The organism is Bacillus sp. NEAU-Y102, assembly GCF_054788175.1.
Genome location: NZ_JBTWFK010000002.1, coordinates 18,413 through 37,555, shown reverse-complemented (window position 1 = coordinate 37,555; position 19,143 = coordinate 18,413). Strand labels below are relative to the sequence as shown.

Annotated in this window: 22 protein-coding genes; 20 read left to right on the top strand and 2 right to left on the bottom strand. The window is 36.4% G+C overall.

Features of this window, described 5'->3' with window-relative positions; translation table 11 throughout:
- The first annotated feature begins 104 nt into the window (after positions 1-104).
- The 8 genes from qcrA to ACYFX0_RS06530 all read left to right on the top strand — a co-directional run bounded on the left by qcrA (position 105) and on the right by ACYFX0_RS06530 (position 5,940).
- Complete coding sequence (gene qcrA, locus ACYFX0_RS06565) at positions 105-617, top strand: menaquinol-cytochrome c reductase iron-sulfur subunit (RefSeq protein WP_001290420.1); 513 nt, start codon at positions 105-107, stop codon at positions 615-617.
- Positions 618-1,292, top strand: a complete 675-nt coding sequence (gene qcrB, locus ACYFX0_RS06560) for a menaquinol-cytochrome c reductase cytochrome b subunit (RefSeq protein ID WP_000932700.1) — start codon at positions 618-620, stop codon at positions 1,290-1,292.
- 43 nt (positions 1,293-1,335) lie between these two features.
- Entirely contained in the window at positions 1,336-2,103 is a 768-nt protein-coding gene (gene qcrC, locus ACYFX0_RS06555) for a menaquinol-cytochrome c reductase cytochrome b/c subunit (RefSeq protein WP_000554601.1), read from the top strand.
- 118 nt (positions 2,104-2,221) lie between these two features.
- Positions 2,222-2,812, top strand: coding sequence for a lipoprotein heptaprenylglyceryl N-acetyltransferase LhaT (gene lhaT / locus ACYFX0_RS06550; protein WP_000262822.1), 591 nt, complete (start codon positions 2,222-2,224; stop codon positions 2,810-2,812).
- Positions 2,813-2,837: 25 nt separating this feature from the next.
- Positions 2,838-3,524, top strand: coding sequence for a lipoprotein intramolecular transacylase Lit (gene lit, locus ACYFX0_RS06545; protein WP_000414366.1), 687 nt, complete (start codon positions 2,838-2,840; stop codon positions 3,522-3,524).
- Positions 3,525-3,630: 106 nt separating this feature from the next.
- Positions 3,631-4,419: a sporulation protein YpjB gene (gene ypjB / locus ACYFX0_RS06540; protein WP_000831587.1), complete on the top strand. Its 789-nt coding sequence runs from the start codon at positions 3,631-3,633 to the stop codon at positions 4,417-4,419.
- Positions 4,420-4,520: 101 nt separating this feature from the next.
- A complete protein-coding gene (locus tag ACYFX0_RS06535; RefSeq protein ID WP_003258828.1) occupies positions 4,521-5,204 on the top strand; it encodes a zinc metallopeptidase in 684 nt (227 codons plus the stop codon).
- 94 nt (positions 5,205-5,298) lie between these two features.
- Positions 5,299-5,940, top strand: coding sequence for a uracil-DNA glycosylase (locus ACYFX0_RS06530; protein WP_000876853.1), 642 nt, complete (start codon positions 5,299-5,301; stop codon positions 5,938-5,940).
- A gap of 28 nt (positions 5,941-5,968) precedes the next feature.
- Here ACYFX0_RS06530 and ACYFX0_RS06525 read toward each other — a convergent pair whose 3' ends face one another.
- On the bottom strand, positions 5,969-6,850 hold the full coding sequence (locus ACYFX0_RS06525) for a YitT family protein (RefSeq protein WP_000202120.1): 882 nt from the start codon (positions 6,848-6,850) through the stop codon (positions 5,969-5,971).
- Positions 6,851-7,113: 263 nt separating this feature from the next.
- On the opposite strand from ACYFX0_RS06525, the gene ACYFX0_RS06520 reads away from it, so the two are divergent.
- Genes ACYFX0_RS06520 through ACYFX0_RS06490 form a run of 7 tightly spaced genes read left to right on the top strand, consistent with a single transcriptional unit; the run spans position 7,114 to position 12,668 of the window.
- Positions 7,114-7,455: a nucleotide pyrophosphohydrolase gene (locus tag ACYFX0_RS06520; protein WP_002108639.1), complete on the top strand. Its 342-nt coding sequence runs from the start codon at positions 7,114-7,116 to the stop codon at positions 7,453-7,455.
- Positions 7,455-8,255, top strand: a complete 801-nt coding sequence (gene dapB / locus ACYFX0_RS06515) for a dihydrodipicolinate reductase (protein ID WP_000658810.1) — start codon at positions 7,455-7,457, stop codon at positions 8,253-8,255. Before ACYFX0_RS06520 ends, dapB begins: the two co-directional genes overlap by 1 nt.
- Positions 8,256-8,269: 14 nt before the next feature.
- Entirely contained in the window at positions 8,270-8,665 is a 396-nt protein-coding gene (gene mgsA / locus ACYFX0_RS06510) for a methylglyoxal synthase (protein WP_000684765.1), read from the top strand.
- An 11-nt stretch (positions 8,666-8,676) separates the two neighbouring features.
- A complete protein-coding gene (gene bshB1 / locus ACYFX0_RS06505) occupies positions 8,677-9,381 on the top strand; it encodes a bacillithiol biosynthesis deacetylase BshB1 (protein ID WP_000015671.1) in 705 nt (234 codons plus the stop codon).
- A complete protein-coding gene (gene bshA / locus ACYFX0_RS06500) occupies positions 9,378-10,523 on the top strand; it encodes an N-acetyl-alpha-D-glucosaminyl L-malate synthase BshA (protein ID WP_000768306.1) in 1,146 nt (381 codons plus the stop codon). Before bshB1 ends, bshA begins: the two co-directional genes overlap by 4 nt.
- Complete coding sequence (locus ACYFX0_RS06495; protein WP_000439309.1) at positions 10,510-11,703, top strand: CCA tRNA nucleotidyltransferase; 1,194 nt, start codon at positions 10,510-10,512, stop codon at positions 11,701-11,703. The genes bshA and ACYFX0_RS06495 overlap by 14 nt, the downstream gene beginning before the upstream one ends.
- Positions 11,688-12,668 (top strand): biotin--[acetyl-CoA-carboxylase] ligase, encoded by a 981-nt coding sequence (locus ACYFX0_RS06490; RefSeq protein ID WP_001192058.1) that lies wholly within the window; start codon positions 11,688-11,690, stop codon positions 12,666-12,668. The genes ACYFX0_RS06495 and ACYFX0_RS06490 overlap by 16 nt, the downstream gene beginning before the upstream one ends.
- Before the next feature lie 127 nt (positions 12,669-12,795).
- Here the strand turns inward: ACYFX0_RS06490 and ACYFX0_RS06485 are convergent, their stop codons facing one another.
- Positions 12,796-13,185: a cupredoxin domain-containing protein gene (locus ACYFX0_RS06485; protein WP_000062380.1), complete on the bottom strand. Its 390-nt coding sequence runs from the start codon at positions 13,183-13,185 to the stop codon at positions 12,796-12,798.
- 520 nt (positions 13,186-13,705) lie between these two features.
- Between ACYFX0_RS06485 and panB the strand changes: the two genes are divergently transcribed.
- The 5 genes from panB (at position 13,706) to ACYFX0_RS06460 (ending at position 19,143) form a co-directional block, all read left to right on the top strand.
- Positions 13,706-14,542, top strand: a complete 837-nt coding sequence (panB, locus tag ACYFX0_RS06480) for a 3-methyl-2-oxobutanoate hydroxymethyltransferase (protein ID WP_000851105.1) — start codon at positions 13,706-13,708, stop codon at positions 14,540-14,542.
- Entirely contained in the window at positions 14,542-15,390 is an 849-nt protein-coding gene (panC, locus tag ACYFX0_RS06475; RefSeq protein WP_000707008.1) for a pantoate--beta-alanine ligase, read from the top strand. The genes panB and panC overlap by 1 nt, the downstream gene beginning before the upstream one ends.
- Before the next feature lie 12 nt (positions 15,391-15,402).
- A complete protein-coding gene (panD, locus tag ACYFX0_RS06470) occupies positions 15,403-15,786 on the top strand; it encodes an aspartate 1-decarboxylase (protein ID WP_000490186.1) in 384 nt (127 codons plus the stop codon).
- A gap of 131 nt (positions 15,787-15,917) precedes the next feature.
- Positions 15,918-18,722: an ATP-dependent DNA helicase DinG gene (gene dinG / locus ACYFX0_RS06465; protein ID WP_098901989.1), complete on the top strand. Its 2,805-nt coding sequence runs from the start codon at positions 15,918-15,920 to the stop codon at positions 18,720-18,722.
- Positions 18,723-18,972: 250 nt separating this feature from the next.
- A complete protein-coding gene (locus ACYFX0_RS06460; protein ID WP_000412179.1) occupies positions 18,973-19,143 on the top strand; it encodes a YpmA family protein in 171 nt (56 codons plus the stop codon).

Genomic DNA, 19,143 nt, shown 5'->3' with positions numbered 1-19,143 from the left:
ATTGACCTGTGCATGAGCGTATTATATCATGATAGTGTCCTAGTTTTTATTTTTTATATAATTTATCACGAGGGGACAATTTCTGATAGAGGGGGGAAATTTTCGTGAGCGAGAAAGAACATCGCGTGTCAAGAAGACAATTTTTAAATTACACACTCACAGGGGTAGGAGGCTTTATGGCTGCCGGTATTTTAATGCCGATGACGCGATTTGCGCTTGATCCGGTGTTAAGAAAAGAAGCCGGAACAGATATGGTTGCTGTTGCGCAAGTAAAGGATATTACAACAGAGCCGAAGCGTTTCGATTTTAAAGTGAAGCAGGTTGATGGTTGGTACAAGTCTGAAGAACCAAAATCGGCTTGGGTTCATAAAGATGAAAGCGGAGACATTGTTGCGTTCTCTCCAGTATGTAAACATTTAGGATGTACAGTTAACTGGAATTCGGACAAAGCACATCCGAATCAATTCTTTTGCCCATGTCACGGGGGGCGTTATACAAAAGATGGGATGAACATTAAGGGTACGCCACCCCTTGCTCCGCTTGATGTGTACGAGTCTAAAGTGAAAGATGGAACGCTGTATCTAGGAAAAGCAAAGCCAAGAGGGGGTGCAAAGTAGATGTTAAATAAAATTTATGATTGGGTAGATGAAAGATTAGATATTACACCAATATGGCGTGATATCGCTGATCATGAAGTACCTGAACATGTAAACCCGGCACATCACTTTTCTGCATTCGTCTATTGCTTTGGAGGACTTACCTTTTTCGTTACTGTAATTCAAATTTTATCTGGAATGTTTTTGACGATGTATTATGTGCCTGATATTAAAAATGCTTGGGAATCCGTTTACTATTTACAAAATGAAGTTGCTTATGGGCAAATTGTTCGTGGTATGCACCACTGGGGTGCTAGTCTCGTAATTGTAATGATGTTTTTACATACACTCAGAGTTTTCTTCCAAGGTGCGTATAAAAAGCCCCGTGAGTTAAATTGGATTGTTGGTGTTCTTATTTTCTTTGTTATGTTAGGTCTTGGTTTTACCGGATATTTATTACCGTGGGATATGAAAGCTTTATTTGCTACAAAAGTAGGGATTCAAATTGCAGAGCAAACACCGCTCATTGGTCCTTATATTAAAACATTACTCGCTGGTCATTCCGAAATTGTTGGCGCTCAAACATTAACTCGCTTCTTTGCTATTCACGTCTTCTTCTTACCAGCAGCACTTCTAGGTTTAATGGCCTTCCACTTCATCATGATTCGCAAACAAGGTATTTCCGGTCCACTATAAGAGATTGCTAAATTAAAGGGGAAAGAACTAAAGGAGGGAGATTATGCATCGCGGCAAAGGGATGAAGTTTGTAGGAGATTCTCGGGTACCAGTAGCTCGGAAACCAAATATTCCAAAAGACTATTCTGAATACCCAGGGAAAACAGAAGCATTTTGGCCGAACTTCTTGTTAAAAGAATGGATGGTTGGTGCAGTTTTTTTAATCGGTTATTTATGTTTAACAGTGGCGCATCCGTCGCCACTTGAGAGAATGGCGGATCCAACAGATGCTGGATATATACCACTTCCAGATTGGTATTTCTTATTCTTGTATCAGTTATTAAAGTATTCTTATGCTTCCGGTTCATTTACTGTAATTGGAGCGTTTATTATGCCAGGGATTGCGTTTGGTGCATTACTGTTAGCTCCATTTCTTGATCGAGGTCCAGAAAGACGTCCATTGAAGCGTCCTGTAGCAACTGGATTTATGCTTTTAGCAATTGCATCGATTATCTTTTTAACTTGGGAATCTGTAGCACACCACGACTGGGAAGCTGCAAAGAAACAAGGAGCAATTGTAAAAACAGCGCCAGTTGATAAAAATGATGATGGCTATAAATTAATGCAAAAAAATACTTGTTTAACATGTCATGGTGACAACTTACAGGGCGGGGCGGCAGCACCAGCACTGCAAAACTTAACTTTAAAGCCAGAAGAAATTGCTAAAATTGCGAAAGATGGAAAAGGTTCCATGCCTAAAGGTGTATTTAAAGGTACAGATGAGGAACTGAAGAAGCTTTCGGAATTCGTTGCAAAGTATAATAAAAAATAATAAAAAGCTGACTACAAAATTTGTAGTCAGCTTTTCTATTTAGTTGGATGAAGTTTGTTATAATAGAGTAGGATTTAGTGAATGAATTACTTTGCTTGAAAGGTGTTGGACATACAGATTGGTGTACTTGTATGCAATGTTAAGACAACGCTCGGTATTATTATTTTTATTGGTTGTTAACATATTAGGTACAATTTACGGGTTTATATGGTACGGAAATCAATTGAAAGAAACGTCACCTATATTTTGGCCGTTTGTACCAGATAGTCCTATGGCGAGTCTCTTTTTTTTCTTTGTTTTAATTGCTTTTTTGACAAAGAGAAACTGGGGATTAATAGAAGCACTAGCGATTGTTACTTTAATAAAATATGGTATTTGGGCTGTTGTTGTAAATGCGATTATGATTTACGTAAAAGGTTCTATTGGCCTTATGGGCTACATGTTAATGCTTTCGCACTTTGCGATGGCGGTGCAAGGTGTTTTATATGCTCCATTTTACCGTATAAAAAAATGGCATTTTATAGTAGCGGGTGTGTGGACGTTGCATAACGATGCAATTGATTATTTATTTTGGCAAATGCCGCGATATGGAATTATGCATTTGTTTGTAGAGGAAATTGGTTATTTTACGTTTTGGTTAAGCGTTGCTGTACTATGTATTACATATTATTGTTGCTTACGTGAGCACAGGAAACAATTTTCTTTATGATGGTTAGAACATTTAGGGGGAGAACATGGAGAAAAATAAGAGTGGTACAAAAATATTGGATCGATTGATTACTTTAATTGTTTCATATAGCATAGCATTTTCTATTTTTGCACTTGCAACAACGGCAGTTGTGTATGGAAAATGGCTGTATTATTTTGAAATTGATTTTTTAAATATTCCTGATTTAGCGGATATGACGAAGGATGAAATTAAAAGAAATTACGATGTGCTTATTACATATTTATCCCCGTTTTATGACGGAGCATTACATTTGCCAACATTAGATATGTCTACAAATGGCCGTATTCATTTTGTAGATGTTAAAAATATTTTAGTAAAGATTCAATATGTGATGTATGCGACAATTATGATTGCAGTGATAGGCGGAATTTATTTATTAAAAAAGAAAAATGAAAAGTTTTTACTGCACGGATCGATTTTAACAATCATTTTTCCGATAGCGCTTATGTTACCAATCGCTATTAATTTTGAAAAGAGCTTTGTATTATTCCATAAGCTTTTATTCAGTAATGATTATTGGATGTTTGATATTGAAACGGATCCAGTTATATTAATGCTACCAGAGGAGTTCTTTATGCATGCTGCGTGTGCTATTTTATTATTCATTTTAGGTGGTAGTATACTTTGTTATAGTTTATATAGATATTTCGTAAAAAAGAAAAGGATGTCAAAGAAAAAATTCTCTGCTTAAAGAGAATTTTTTCTTTGTAAAACGATAATATATTTTTCGGTTCAGTTCTGTTCTATTCTTGTCCCAATTAACATATTTTGTACTAGTAGTTATAGGGGGGACCGGGATGAAGAGAACATTAATTGGATTGATAGCATTTCTAATTATAATGTTTCCATTACGTATATATGCTGAAGAGTGGAATGAGCTAACAGGGTTGTTAGATGACTCGTTACAGTTAGTGAAGCGTAATGAAGATGAAAAAGCAGTACAAGTATTACAACTTTTCTCAGAGCAATTTTTAATCAAGGGGAATGAAAAGAAGCAGGAAGTAACACCAGATCAAGTTAGAGTTATTTCTTTAGCTTACGACAAGGCGCAACAATCGCTCTTTGAAGAAGGTTTAGGTAAGCAAGCTAAAATGGATAATGTGCTGGCATTACAACTTGCTGTTGATGCGCAAGTATCGAAATATCAACCGCTTTGGATGGAAAGAGAAAGAAAAGTAATGGATGCCTTTTCTCAAATGGAAAAAGCGATGGAAAAAGAAGATGTTGGGCAGTTTCAACAAACGTTAAATACATTTTTAAATGAATTCAATATTATTTATCCAAGCTTAATGATTGCTTTGCCAGAAAACGAGGTACAGCGTGTAAATGCTCATTTATCTTATTTGGATGAATTTCGTAACGTTATGTTAAAAACGAAAGGCGGCCAAATGCAATTAGGGATTATTAAAGGGGATTTGCAAAAGATATTTCACACAGTAAAAAAGGATGAAATTGCACCCTCTCTCATTTGGTTTATGACAATTACTGGGGGACTTATTTTATTCACATTAACTTATGTTGGATGGAGAAAGTATAAAGGAGAGAGAGAGAAAAGAAAAAGTAATGTACATTCTAAAAATAGATAATGTAATAAGTAAAGATATGGATTGTAAGGTTTATTTATTGACAATAGTGGCAGAAGAAAATAGAATGAGAAGTACTATAATTAAAACTTCAATGGAGGTTCATGATGTTTTATTTAATTTACTTCGCGATCATAATGATCATACCGTTGTATGCACAGTCAAGAGTACGTAGTGCCTATAGCAAGTATTCACAAGTTTATTCAACATCAGGTATGACAGGAGCGGAAGTGGCCCGAAAAATTTTAGATGAAAATGGATTATACAACGTAGCTGTAGAAGAAACACCAGGTCATTTATCAGACCATTATGATCCAACCGCTAAGACGGTTCGATTATCAACAGATAACTATTATGGACATTCAGTTGCTGGTACGGCAGTTGCAGCACATGAAGTAGGACACGCAATTCAAGATGCAAAAGATTACAAATTTATGCGCGTTCGTCATTCGTTAGTGCCAGTTGCAAACTTTGGTTCGAATATGTCTTGGGTTTTCGTCCTAATCGGTATATTTGCACAAATGTCTGGTTTGTTGTTATTAGGTATCATTCTAATGGCAGCAGGTGTTGTGTTCCAGCTCGTTACATTACCAGTTGAGTTTGATGCGTCAAAGCGTGCGATGCAACAAATTGAAGCGTTAGGTATTGTATCAACAGATGAATATGGCCAAGCTCGTAAAGTATTAAATGCGGCAGCATTAACATATGTAGCAGCTGCAGCTGTAGCGGTATTTGAATTATTACGTCTCGTATTAATGTATACTGGTATGCAGCGTAGCGACGACTAAAGACTATCAATTTTGATAGTCTTTTTTTGTTGTGTGGCTTGAATTATATAATGTATTGCAAATAGAAATAATAGAAGTAATGCGGAAAGGGGAAATGAAATATCCAGACCATTTAGTAAAACAAGTGAAAGAGCGTAGTGCTCCTTATCAACTAGAAGGTTTTTTAAGTGGACAAGGCCCTGAAAATCCCAAATTTATGTTGTTAGGAGAAGCGCCTGGTGAAACAGAAATTCATAATGGGATTCCGTTTAGCGGGAGGGCGGGAAAACAATTAATGGGTTTTTTAGAGCGTATTCACGTTACAAGGGAAGAAGTATATATTACGAGCGCTGTTCGGAGTAGACCTTATAAATGGCGAGAGAAAAAAGAACGAAATGGTGAAATCATACAAAAAAAGTATAATAGAACGCCAAATCAAGGAGAAATAGTTGCCCATGCGCCTTTATTAGATTATGAATTAGAGAAAATAAATCCGAAGCTTATCGTCACGCTTGGAAATATCGGTCTTCAACGTTTAACAGGAAAAAATAAAAAAATCACAGATGTACATGGGCAATTATTAAAACAGCCCATTCAAAAATTAAAGGATATGCAAAGTGCAGAGTTTATATGGTCAGAGAATGAATATCATGTTTTTCCAACTTTTCATCCAGCTTCTATTTTTTATAATCGGAGTTTATTGGAGCTTATTTATGAGGATTTGGAGAAGCTTAAAAGACTTGTAATAAAAAACTAGAAAAGCTAAGGTGCTTTTCTAGTTACATTTAATTATGTAAAGGGTTTTTATTTTCATCTAACGTAAATCCTTCACCAACTACATCATGTACATCACTTACAGCGACAAAAGCATGAGGATCTACAGACGTAATAATATTTTTTAATTTCACGATTTCATTTTTAGCAACAACGCAATACAGTACGTTACGTTCCATTTTTGTATACGATCCAACAGCCTTTAAAAAGGTTGCTCCGCGCTCCATTTCAGATAAAATTTTGGCAGCAATTTCATCGTTTTTCTCTGAGATAATAGTCGCTCCTTTGGCGGCATAGGCTCCTTCTTGCATAAAATCAATGACTTTAGCCCCGATAAAAACAGCAACTAACGTATACATACCCTCGCGGTATGATAAATAGGTAAGAATAGAGACGACGATAACGACAGCATCGAACATAAACATCGTTTTACCCATACTCCAGCCAACATATTTGTGGGCTAGTCGTGCGATAATATCTACACCGCCAGTAGTCCCGCCATATTTAAATATTATCCCAAGGCCGATACCGATAAATGCCCCGGCGAATAAAGCTGCGAGTGTCATATCATTTTGCAAGTTTAAATGTAAGTTGAGCACTTCGTAACGCTGGAAAATCCATAGAAATAAAGATACGCTAAATGTGCCGATTAATGTATATAAAAATGTCGTTCTGCCAAGTAACCTCCAACCAATAAAAAATATAGGGATATTTAAAATTAAGTTTGAGTAGGAAGGATCAAACTTAAATAAAAAATACAATAATAGTGTAATACCAGTAAACCCACCTTCTGCAAGGTGGTTTTCAATATTGATATTGACAATACCGAAAGAAAATATAGCGGAACCGATTAAAATAAAAATAATATTTCGCATCTTCAATTTTGATGTCATATAGAAATCCCCCTAATTATGTAATGATTACATTGCTCCGCTGAAACGGTAAAACATAATAATAAGTAATTTCTAGTTGCTAGTGAAAATAGTAAGAACTCGATTAGTATGGGCTAATCTTTTGCAAAAAGCGCAAAAGAAAGTTTCACTTTATTATAGTCTATCCAAAAAAGGGTCGCAAATAGGTGTTTGGCGGGGAATAATATTTGTCAAATCGCGATGAATTGGCTAACATGAAAGAGGAAGGATTAGAGGTGAATAGTATGGAAGCAAAAACGATGAAAGATATGCAGAAAGAAGTAGATGCATATATTGGTCAGTTTAAAGAAGGTTATTTCAGTCCGCTTGCAATGATGGCTCGTTTAACGGAAGAAATGGGAGAGCTTGCGAGAGAGGTAAATCATTATTATGGTGAGAAACCGAAGAAAACAACTGAAAAAGAAAGAAGTATTGAAGAAGAGCTTGGAGATGTATTATTTGTTATGATTTGTATGGCAAATAGTTTAAATATTGATTTAGAGACAGCACATAACATTGTAATGAATAAATTTAATACACGTGATAAAGATCGCTGGACACGTATTGATGAGGGAGAGAAAGAATAATGAAAGAAATTAAAGTAATTATCGCCGGACCAAGAGGACGTATGGGACATGAAGCAGTCCTTCTTATGGAAAGAACGGAACATTTTAATTTAGTAGCAGCAGTGGATTATAAGCATGGTGGTGAGAAGATTTCTGATTTACCTGGCATGCCAGCATTACATGCACCGATTTACGCTGATTTACATACTTGTTTAGATGAAGTAGAAGCAGATGTGTTGTTAGATTTAACAACACCAGAAGTTGGGAAACAACACGTTACACTTGCAGTTGAGCGTGGACTTCGTTCTGTTATTGGTACAACTGGATTTACAGAAGAAGAATTGGCACGTTTAACAGAGAATGCAAAAGAAAAAGCAGTAGGAACAATTATTGCTCCAAACTTTGCAATTGGTGCAGTTCTTATGATGAAATTCTCACAAATGGCAGCGAAATATTTCCAAGATGTTGAGGTAATTGAATTACATCATGATCAAAAATTAGACGCACCATCTGGTACAGCTGTAAAAACGGTAGAATTAATTCGTCAAAATCGTGAATCAAAGCAGCAAGGTCATCCAAATGAAGTAGAGCAACTAGCAGGTGCACGTGGTGCAAATGTAGACGGTATTCACATTCATAGTGTACGTTTGCCAGGGCTTATTGCACACCAAGAAGTAATGTTTGGTGGAGATGGACAAATGTTAACAGTTCGTCATGATTCATTCAATCGTGCATCATTTATGTCAGGTGTAAAACTATCAATTGAGACAGTAATGAACCTTGATCATCTTGTGTACGGTTTAGAAAATATTATCGACTAAAGGGGAGACAACGGATGAAAATTGCCTTAATCGCACATGACAAAAAGAAAAATGATATGGTTTCGTTTGCATACGCATATAAACCAATTTTTGAGCAACATGAATTATTTGCAACAGGAACGACAGGGCTTCGTATTATGGAAGCGACTGGATTAGTTGTAACAAGATATCAATCTGGCCCTCTTGGTGGAGATCAAGAAATTGGTGCAATGATTGCAAAAAACGATTTAGATATGGTGATTTTCTTCCGCGATCCATTAACAGCACAGCCGCATGAACCGGATGTGAATGCATTGCTTCGTTTATGTGATGTATATGCGATTCCACTTGCAACGAATATGGCAAGTGCTGAAATGTTAATGCACGCATTAGAGCGAGGAGATTTAGATTATCGTAAGTTAAGAAAATGAGGGGAACAATTATGAGTGGATTACATATATTAGCGTTTGGTGCTCATGCCGATGATGTTGAAATCGGCATGGCTGGTACCATCGCTAAATATACAAAGCAAGGGTATGAAGTAGGTATTTGTGATTTAACAGAAGCTGATCTTTCTTCAAATGGAACGATAGAGTTGAGAAAAGAAGAAGCAAAGGTTGCAGCTCGTATAATGGGAGTAAAAACGAGACTGAATTTAGCGATGCCAGACCGTGGTTTGTATATGAAAGAAGAGTATATACGTGAAATTGTCAAGGTGATCCGTACATATAAACCAAAACTAGTTTTTGCGCCGTACTATGAAGATCGCCATCCAGATCATGCAAATTGTGCAAAGCTTGTGGAAGAGGCTATTTTTTCAGCAGGAATCCGTAAATATATGCCGGAACTTGCACCACATCGTGTGGAGTCTTTTTATAATTATATGATTAATGGTTTTCATAAACCGAATTTTTGTATAGATATAAGTGAGCACCTCTCTATAAAGGTGGAAGCATTAGAATCGTATGAAAGTCAGTTTTCAACAGGGAGTGATGGGGTTAAGACACCGTTAACAGAAGGATACGTTGAAACGGTGATTGCTCGTGAGAAGATGTTTGGAAAAGAAGTTGGAGTCTTGTATGCCGAGGGATTTATGAGTAAGAAACCGGTTTTATTACATGCTGATTTATTAGGGGGATGTAAATGAAATTAAAAATAGGTATTACATGTTATCCTTCTGTAGGTGGTTCTGGAGTTGTTGGAACAGAATTAGGAAAGCAATTGGCGGAACGCGGGCATGAAATTCACTTTATTACATCGGGTTTACCATTCCGGTTAAATAAAGTATATCCAAACATTTATTTTCATGAAGTGACGGTAAACCAATACTCTGTATTTCAATATCCACCATACGATTTAGCGTTAGCAAGTAAAATGGCAGAGGTTGCACAAAGAGAAAATCTAGACATTTTACATGTGCATTACGCAATACCACATGCGATTTGTGCATATTTAGCAAAACAAATGATCGGAGAGCGTATTAAAATTGTTACAACCTTGCATGGAACAGATATTACTGTGTTAGGTTCCGACCCTTCGTTAAATAATTTAATTCGTTTTGGTATTGAGCAATCGGATGTTGTAACTGCTGTCTCGCATTCATTAATTAACGAAACGCATGAGCTTGTAAAACCAAGTAAAGAAATTCAAACGGTATATAACTTTATAGACGAACGTGTATATTTCAAGCGTAATATGTCTCAATTAAAGAAAGAATACGGTATAAGTGAGAGCGAAAAAGTACTTATTCATATTTCGAATTTCCGTAAAGTGAAACGTGTGCAGGATGTTGTTCAGGCATTTGCTAAAATTGTTAAAGAAGTAGATGCGAAGTTGCTTCTTGTTGGAGACGGACCAGAATTCTGTACGATTTTACAGATAGTGAAGAATTTACATATTGAAGATCGCGTTTTATTCCTAGGCAAGCAAGATAATGTTGCAGAACTACTTGCGATGAGTGATTTAATGTTGCTTCTATCAGAGAAGGAAAGTTTTGGTCTTGTTTTATTAGAAGCAATGGCGTGTGGTGTACCTTGTATCGGAACACGGGTCGGAGGTATTCCAGAGGTTATTCAACACGGGGAAACAGGATATTTATGTGAAGTTGGCGATACAACAGGAGTGGCAAATCAAGCTACTCAGCTATTAAAGGACGAGGAACTTCATCGTAATATGGGAGAACGAGCAAGAGAAAGTGTTTATGAGCAATTTCGCTCAGAAAAAATTGTTTCACAATATGAAACGATTTACTATGACGTACTAAGGGATGACAAAAATGGAAAGATTTAAAAAAGCTAGTTCTATTATTGAGACATTAAAGCAACAAGGACATGAGGCTTACTTTGTTGGTGGGAGCGTACGAGATCTTATTATCGATAGGCCGATTGGAGATATTGATATTGCGACATCTGCTTTACCAGAAGAAGTGATGGCTATATTCCCAAGAAATGTTCCTGTTGGTCTTGAGCATGGAACTGTAATTGTTTTAGAAAATGGTGAGCCTTATGAGGTAACTACTTTTCGAACAGAAAGCGAATATGAAGATTTTCGAAGACCTAGTAGTGTTCAATTTGTTCGTTCATTAGAAGAGGATTTAAAACGTCGTGATTTCACTATGAATGCAATTGCTATGACAGAAGAAGGCGAAATGGTTGATTTATTCGCTGGACAGGAAGCCATTCAACAGAGAGAAATCGTGACAGTTGGAAATGCTGCGGATCGTTTTCAAGAAGATGCCCTGCGAATGATACGTGGTATTCGGTTTGTAAGCACGTTAGGTTTTTCAATAGAAACGAAAACGAAGCAAGCGATTGAAACGTATGGGCATTTGCTAGAACATATAGCAATTGAGCGCATTACAGTAGAGTTTGAGAAACTGTTAACTGGTACATATTGTGTGAAAGGTCTCAAAGAATTAGTAGAGACGAAGCTATTTTCTCATTTGCCATATTTACAAATGTCAGAAGAAAGACTCTTAACAGCTACGCGGTATAAATGGGATTCTTTCGAAACGGATATTGAGGCGTGGGCATTTTTCTTATATTGTATCGGAGAAGAACATCCATCTGTCTTTTTACGTCAATGGAAGTTTTCGAATAAAAAAATAAAAGATATTGTTGCAGTTTTATTGGCAATCCGTACTAGAAAGGAGAGGGGTTGGGATACAGTCCTTCTTTATAAAACGGGAATTCATATCGCTGAAATGGCAGAGAGAGTATATGAAGCGATGATTGAAAGCTATGACCCTACATCTGTTAAACGAGTACAATCAATGTTTCATGTATTGCCAATCCAGGAGCGTCAAGAAATGAATGTGACTGGTAATGATTTATTAAACTGGGCAAACAAAAAGCCTGGTCCGTGGGTTGCTGAAATGCTTCAGAAAATCGAGGAAGCAATCGTACAAGGGAACATAGTTAATGAGAAAGAGCGTATAAGGGAGTGGCTGCAAGGATGCAATCTACTATAAGAAAGCAGTTATTACAAGTTTTTTCTGAAGCGGATGGCGAGTTTGTATCCGGCCAAACGATTAGTGATAAACTTGGTTGTTCAAGAACTGCTGTATGGAAACATATGGAAGATCTCCGGAGTGAGGGATATGAACTTGAAGCTGTGCGTCGATTAGGTTACCGAATTGCAAGTAAGCCAGACAAAGTGACTGCTAATGAAATTCAGTTAGGGCTACAAACGAAGCGAATTGGTAGAACAGTGTATTTTGAAGAAACTGTTGAATCAACGCAGCACATTGCAGCAAAACTGGCTTATGAAGGTGCAGAAGAAGGAACTATCGTTGTAGCAGAAGAACAAACAGCGGGAAGAGGTCGTTTAAGCAGAAAATGGCATTCACCAAAAGGAACAGGAATTTGGATGAGTATTATTTTACGCCCATCGATTCCAGTTCATCATGCACCGCAACTTACTTTGTTAGCGGCTGTTAGTGTTGCACAGGCAATTGAAAAATGTACAGGTGTAGGCGTGGGAATAAAATGGCCAAATGATATTTTAATTCAAGGTAAAAAGGCTGTAGGTATATTAACAGAAATGCAAGCGGATCCTGATAAAATTAATGCTGTCATTATGGGCATCGGTATTAATGCGAATCAAAAGCAAGAACATTTTGATGAAGAAATTCAGCACATTGCTACTTCATTAGCGATTGAATCAGGTAAGCCGATTGTTCGTGCAGAACTTATGCAACAAATCTATTTACAACTAGAAAAATTATATGAAGAGTATTTACAAAATGGTTTCTCTGTCATTAAAATTCTTTGGGAAAGTTACGCTGTGAGCATCGGGAAAGAAATTACTGCTCGAACGATGAGAGAGACGATTACGGGGTTAGCGAAAGGAATCACAGAGGATGGTGTATTACTTCTGGAGGATCATGAGGGGAAAGTACATCATATTCATTCTGCAGATATCGAAATTAAGTAAAAGAAGTTCCTCTTTTGGAACTTCTTTTTATTTCAATATTTTTGAGTTGAATTTGTAACATGATAATAAATTCTTTTCATATTTAAAGTTCACTTCAAAATATCTTCCGTCTAGTTGGCCTGGCATGTTATTTGACGATTACTTTGCCTTCCATTCCTTTAAGAAGATGGTATCGACATATTAATTCATATGTACCAGTATTTTTAGGTTTCACGGTAATATTCTTTTCTTTTCCTGACTCGACTACGACGTCAATGCCGAGTTTTTTCACTGTAAAGGTGTGCTCGTTTTTACCTTTATTTTTCAATAGTAATGTTGTAGATCCTTCAAGCGGAATCGTGATGACATTTGGATTAAAGTAATCATCATTTAGTTCAACCTCAATCACGTTCGTTAAATCGGTGGGTTGTGTTACGACATTAACTGAGGCAAATACATGAAAGGATCCTAAAGACATCCACCATACAATCATTACAAGCAAACTGCTGAATCGAAATAACCACCTGTTCATAGACATCTGCAATTCTCCTTTGTTAAGTACTTTTCCTCAATTAACCTGCATCATTAGTTTAAGAGTTATACTATACAGTTCAATTGATTATAGAAGAAATTAACTTAGATTTTTTTAACATGCGTTGAAAAAACATGTATCTTTTCAAGATTGAATTATCTATAAAAACTTTATCCCGCTATTTGTCGGGCTGATTAAATTTTCACTTTATAGCATATATACTCTCTTGTTAAATTTCATATACCGTAATAAGAATAAAAAATTATTTTTTCAAAAAAATGTAGTAATTCCTTTTTGTAGTTTGCTATAATTAGTTCGAATGTGGGCAGTATCAGAGTGAACTGCACCATGATTCGAAGTAATATGAAAAATAATAACTTGGATTCTGCCTTGATCCAATAGCGGACTGGGACAGAGGGATGAATAATGCCGACTAACACACAACCCTTCTGCCCTTTTATGGCCAGAGGGGTTTTTTATATGATTTCGGCCATCTCCTCTCTCCTGCATAAAGGAGGAGTAGTTTTTGAAAACAAAAACAGATTTTTTGAAGATGAAAGAGCAAGGTGAGCCGATTACAATGCTAACGGCGTATGATTATCCATCTGCTAAATTAGCAGAAGAAGCTGAAGTTGATATGATTTTAGTTGGAGATTCTCTTGGAATGGTTGTACTCGGATACGATTCAACAGTACCTGTAACAGTAGAGGATATGATTCATCATACGAAAGCTGTACGCCGCGGAGCGAAAGAGACGTTTATTGTAACTGATATGCCATTTATGTCGTATCACGTATCATTACAAGAAACGATGATGAATGCACGCCGCATCGTTCAAGAGAGCGGGGCGCACGCATTGAAGGTAGAAGGTGCTGGAGAAGTTATATCAACGATTCAATATTTGACGAACGCAGGAATTCCTGTTGTAGCGCATTTAGGTTTAACACCTCAATCTGTAGGAGTGTTGGGTGGATATAAAGTGCAAGGAAAAGATGCGGAGAGTGCAAAAAAATTAATAGAAGATGCAAAGAAATGTGAAGAAGCTGGTGCAATAGCGCTTGTGTTAGAATGTGTACCAATGCAGTTAGCAGAACTTATTTCAGAACAACTAACAATACCAACAATCGGGATTGGTGCAGGACAAAAAGTAGATGGGCAAGTGCTTGTTTATCATGATCTTATCTCATATGGCGTAAATCGTGTTCCAAAATTTGTGAAGCAATATACTTCTGTTCAAGAGGAGATTGTGCGCGGGATTTCACAATACGTTACTGAAGTAAAGACAAGGCAATTTCCTGAAGAAAAACATTCGTTCACAATGAAAGAAGAAGACCGCTTAGCGTTATACGGGGGAAAACAATAATGAAAATCGTAACTACAGTGCAAGAGATGCAGCAAATTACAAACGAACTGCATGCAAGTGGAAAAAGTATTGGTTTTGTTCCAACGATGGGTTATTTACATGAAGGGCATGCTACCTTATTACGTAAGGCAAGAGAAGAAAATGAAATTGTAGTTTTAAGTGTATTTGTAAACCCGCTGCAATTTGGCCCAAATGAAGATTTAGATCGATATCCTCGTGATATTGATAGAGATGAAAATGTAGCAAAAGAAAACGGTGTAGATTATTTATTTTATCCGAGTGTAGAAGAAATGTATCCATCAGAACAAACAACAACAGTAGAAGTTGTGAAACGCACGGACGTATTATGCGGTAAACAAAGACCTGGTCATTTTGCTGGTGTTGCAACTGTACTAATGAAACTATTTAATATTACGCTGCCAACGCGTGCTTATTTCGGTATGAAAGATGCTCAACAAGTTGCAGTAATTGAAGGATTTGTAACTGATTTCAATATTCCAGTTACAATCGTACCAGTTGATATTGTAAGGGAAGAAGATGGATTAGCGAAAAGTTCTCGTAACGTGTACCTATCACAAGATGAACGTGAAGAGGCTCTTCATTTATACCGCAGTCTATGTATAGCGAAAGAAAGAATTGAGGCAGGTGAACGTAATCCGGAAATCATTACAAATCTTGTGAAAGAGTATATTGAGACGCATACGAAAGGCACTGTAGATTATGCGGATTTATATGCATATCCGTCATTAACAATGGTAGAGAAAGTCGAAGGACGAATCATTTTAGCTATTGCAGTTAAATTTGAAAATGTAAGATTAATTGACAATATAACATTAACGGTTAAATAAGGGGGAGCATCTATGTTTCGCACAATGATGAGAGCAAAGTTACATCGTGCAACTGTAACGGAGGCAAATTTAAATTATGTAGGTAGTATTACAATTGATGAAGATTTAATGGATGCAGTAAATATTGTAGAAAATGAAAAAGTCCAAATTGTAAATAATAATAATGGTGCTCGCTTAGAGACATACGTTATTAAAGGGGAACGCGGTAGTGGTGTTGTTTGTTTAAACGGTGCTGCGGCAAGGCTTGTACAACCAGGGGACAAAGTAATTATTATTTGTTATGGGCTAGTTACGGAAGAAGAGGTTCATAAACAAGAACCAAAAATTGCAGTACTAGACGACAATAATCAAATTATTGAAATGTTAGGTGCTGAAAAAGCGGGTACGATATTATAAGTAGAAAAGCTATCTCCATTGCGGAGATAGCTTTTTTGTGCATCTTTTCATTAAGATGAGATAAAACGTGGTATAGTAACATTATATAAATTATTGTTGTTTGAACGGTAAGAAATTGAGGTGTTACATATATGAGTAAGCGTTATGTCGTTGTTGATTTAGAGACGACAGGGAACTCCTGGAAAGATGGGAAGGATAAAATTACCCAAATTGCAGCTGTTGTAGTAGAAGATGGAGAGATATTGGAGATTTTTTCGTCTTTTGTTAACCCAAAGAGAGAGATCCCACCATTTATTACAGAATTAACAGGGATTGATGAAAGTCTTGTAAAACAAGCCCCGTTATTTCAAGATGTAGCCCCGATGATTGTTGAGCTATTACAAGGTGCGGCTTTCGTTGCGCATAATGTTCACTTTGATTGGAATTTTTTAAATGAAGAATTAAGGCAGGCTGGATATACAGAAATACATTGTCCTAAAATCGACACGGTTGAATTGGCTCAAATTCTTTTACCGACAGCTGATAGTTATAAATTACGTGATTTAGCTAAGAAGCACGAACTAGAACATGATCAACCACATCGTGCGGATAGTGATGCTCTTGCAACAGCGGAATTATTTTTACAATTTTTAAATGAAATTGAAAAGTTACCACTTGTCACGTTGCAATCGCTTTATGAATTAAGCGACGTGTTTCAAAGTGATATAGCTGATGTGCTTTCTGAAAATATTTTAAAGAAAGTAATGCATGGTAAAGAAGATATAGCGGAGTATGAAATACATCGAAATATTGCGCTGAAAAAGCGGAACTATTCCTTAAACCTTGGAGAAACGTGTTCATCAAAGTTTGATGCTTTCTTGAATAAAACGATGGATAAATTGGAATCACATATGCCAAAGTTTGAAAGAAGAGAAAGTCAACAACTGATGATGAAAGAGATATATACGGCGTTAAGAGATTCTCGTTTTTCACTAATTGAAGCCGGTACAGGAACAGGAAAGACTCTTGCGTATTTGCTTCCTAGTCTTTATTTTGCAAAGAGAAAAGAAGAACCTGTCATTATAAGTACACAAACGGTACAACTCCAACAACAAATATTAGAAAAAGAAATTCCGTTATTACAAAAAATAATGCCATTTTCATTTGATGCAGCTCTTCTAAAAGGAAGAAAGCATTATCTTTGCTTACACAAATTTGAGTATGCTTTACAAGAGGAAGAAAAAAATTATGATATGGCACTTACGAAAGCGAAGATTTTAGTTTGGCTATTGCAAACTGAAACGGGTGATCGAGACGAATTAAATATTCCTGAGGGCGGAAAGTTACTTTGGAATCGTATTTGTAGTGATGCGTATAGTCCAGGCGGTATGCAAAGTAATTGGTTTAGTCGTTGTTTTTACCAGCGAGCGAAGAATAAAGCTTTATTTGCAGATATCGTTATTACAAATCATGCGTTATTATTTCAAGATTTTTCAAGTGAAGAACCGCTGTTTGCTTCATGCGAACATATTATTTTTGATGAAGCTCACCATATTGAAGAAGCTGCGAGTAGAACATTGGGTGAACAGTTCTCTTGTATGTATTTTCAATTGGTTATATCTCGTCTTGGGACGCTAGAAACAGAAGATGTACTCTCCAAAGTATATAAAATGATGAAAAAATCAGAGCAAGCATCTCGTTCAACTTTCCGTATGATAAGTTATAGTTTGAAGGAACTTAAGTTTGATGCGGATGAACTCTTCCAAATGTTACGTACTTTTATATTTAAACAAACAAAGCAAGAGCAAGGAACGAATAATATGCCGCTCATCTATAGGTATAACGCAGAACTAGAAAAAGGTAAGTTGTGGGATAGTATCGTCGAATTAACAAATCGTTTTATATATGAATTAAGAAGGGTAGTAACTGCTCTTGAGAAGCAAGTGGATATATTGCAAAGTAAGTTAGAATGGGAGATGCATGTTGTAACAGGTGAATTTATGCATTTAATTGAGTTGCTGAGAAAGATGGCAGAATCATTACAGTTACTCGTATTAGAAAAGAATTCGTATGTAACTTGGATGGAGACTGAAACGAAAGGGACAATTCATTCAACAGTTCTATACGCACAGCCTGTCCATATTGGTGAAAGATTTGCTGATGAATTTTTAACAGAAAAAAAGAGTGTTATTTTTACATCCGCAACACTAACAGTTAACGATACGTTTGATTATATAAAAGAGGAACTTGGTTTACATGATTTCGCTCCAAATACTTTAAAGGTTCCGTCACCATTTCGTTATGATGAACAGATGAAATTAATGGTTTCAACGGATGTACCTTTTATTAAGCAAGTAAGTAATGAGCGATATATTGAATCTGTATCGGAACATATTGCAAAGATAGCAAAAGCCACAAAAGGCAGAATGCTCGTTTTATTCACTTCGTATGAAATGTTAAAAGAAGCGTATGCGAATTTAAAAAATAATGATGAATTAGAGGGTTATTTATTACTCACCCAAAGTGTGAATAATAGAAGTCGAAGCCGCTTAATTCGAAAGTTTCAAGAGTTCGACAAATCAATTTTATTAGGGACGAGCAGTTTCTGGGAAGGAATAGATATTCCAGGAGATGCCTTAAGTTGTCTTGTTATTGTCCGTCTACCATTTACGCCTCCTCATCAGCCTATGATGGAAGCGAAAGGTGAGTGGCTAAAAAATCAAGGTGAGGATGTATTCGCTAAATTAGCGTTGCCACAAGCAATATTACGTTTTAAACAAGGGTTCGGCCGCTTAATTCGAACGAATACAGATACAGGAACGGTAGTAGTGTTAGATCGTCGTTTGACGAGTTCTTCCTATGGAAAACGATTTCTACAATCGATCCCTAACGTACCTCTTTATGAAGGGCCATTAGAAGAATTATTAGTACAATTAGAAGAACCATTAAATGAATAAAAATGGAAGAAAAATACGCCTGAAGTGCTTATAAACTTCAGGCGTAAAAAATGTGGGTAGGAGGAATTTTATTTTTCTTACTTCTTGTATACAAAATGTGTTGGTTTTCGACTTGAAACCTTTTTTTGCTGTACATGTCCTGCTATAATAGATGGGTGATGAAGCAGGGGTTGTAAAGAATGTACTCTTATTGTAACCGCATTGCGTTCTTCTATAATTAGAAATTTTTGTGTAACGGAGGAGTTTTTTCATGGAGAAGAAAATCGAAGTACTATCAACGACGCGTATTAAATATTCGTCTGATTTGTATAAAATTGTTGATAGTTTGAATCGTACGTTAAAAGAGCAGGACCTCATGTTCGGACTAGCATTAGACGAAAAAGATAAAGAAACAGCTGTATTTACGATTTACAGAACGTAG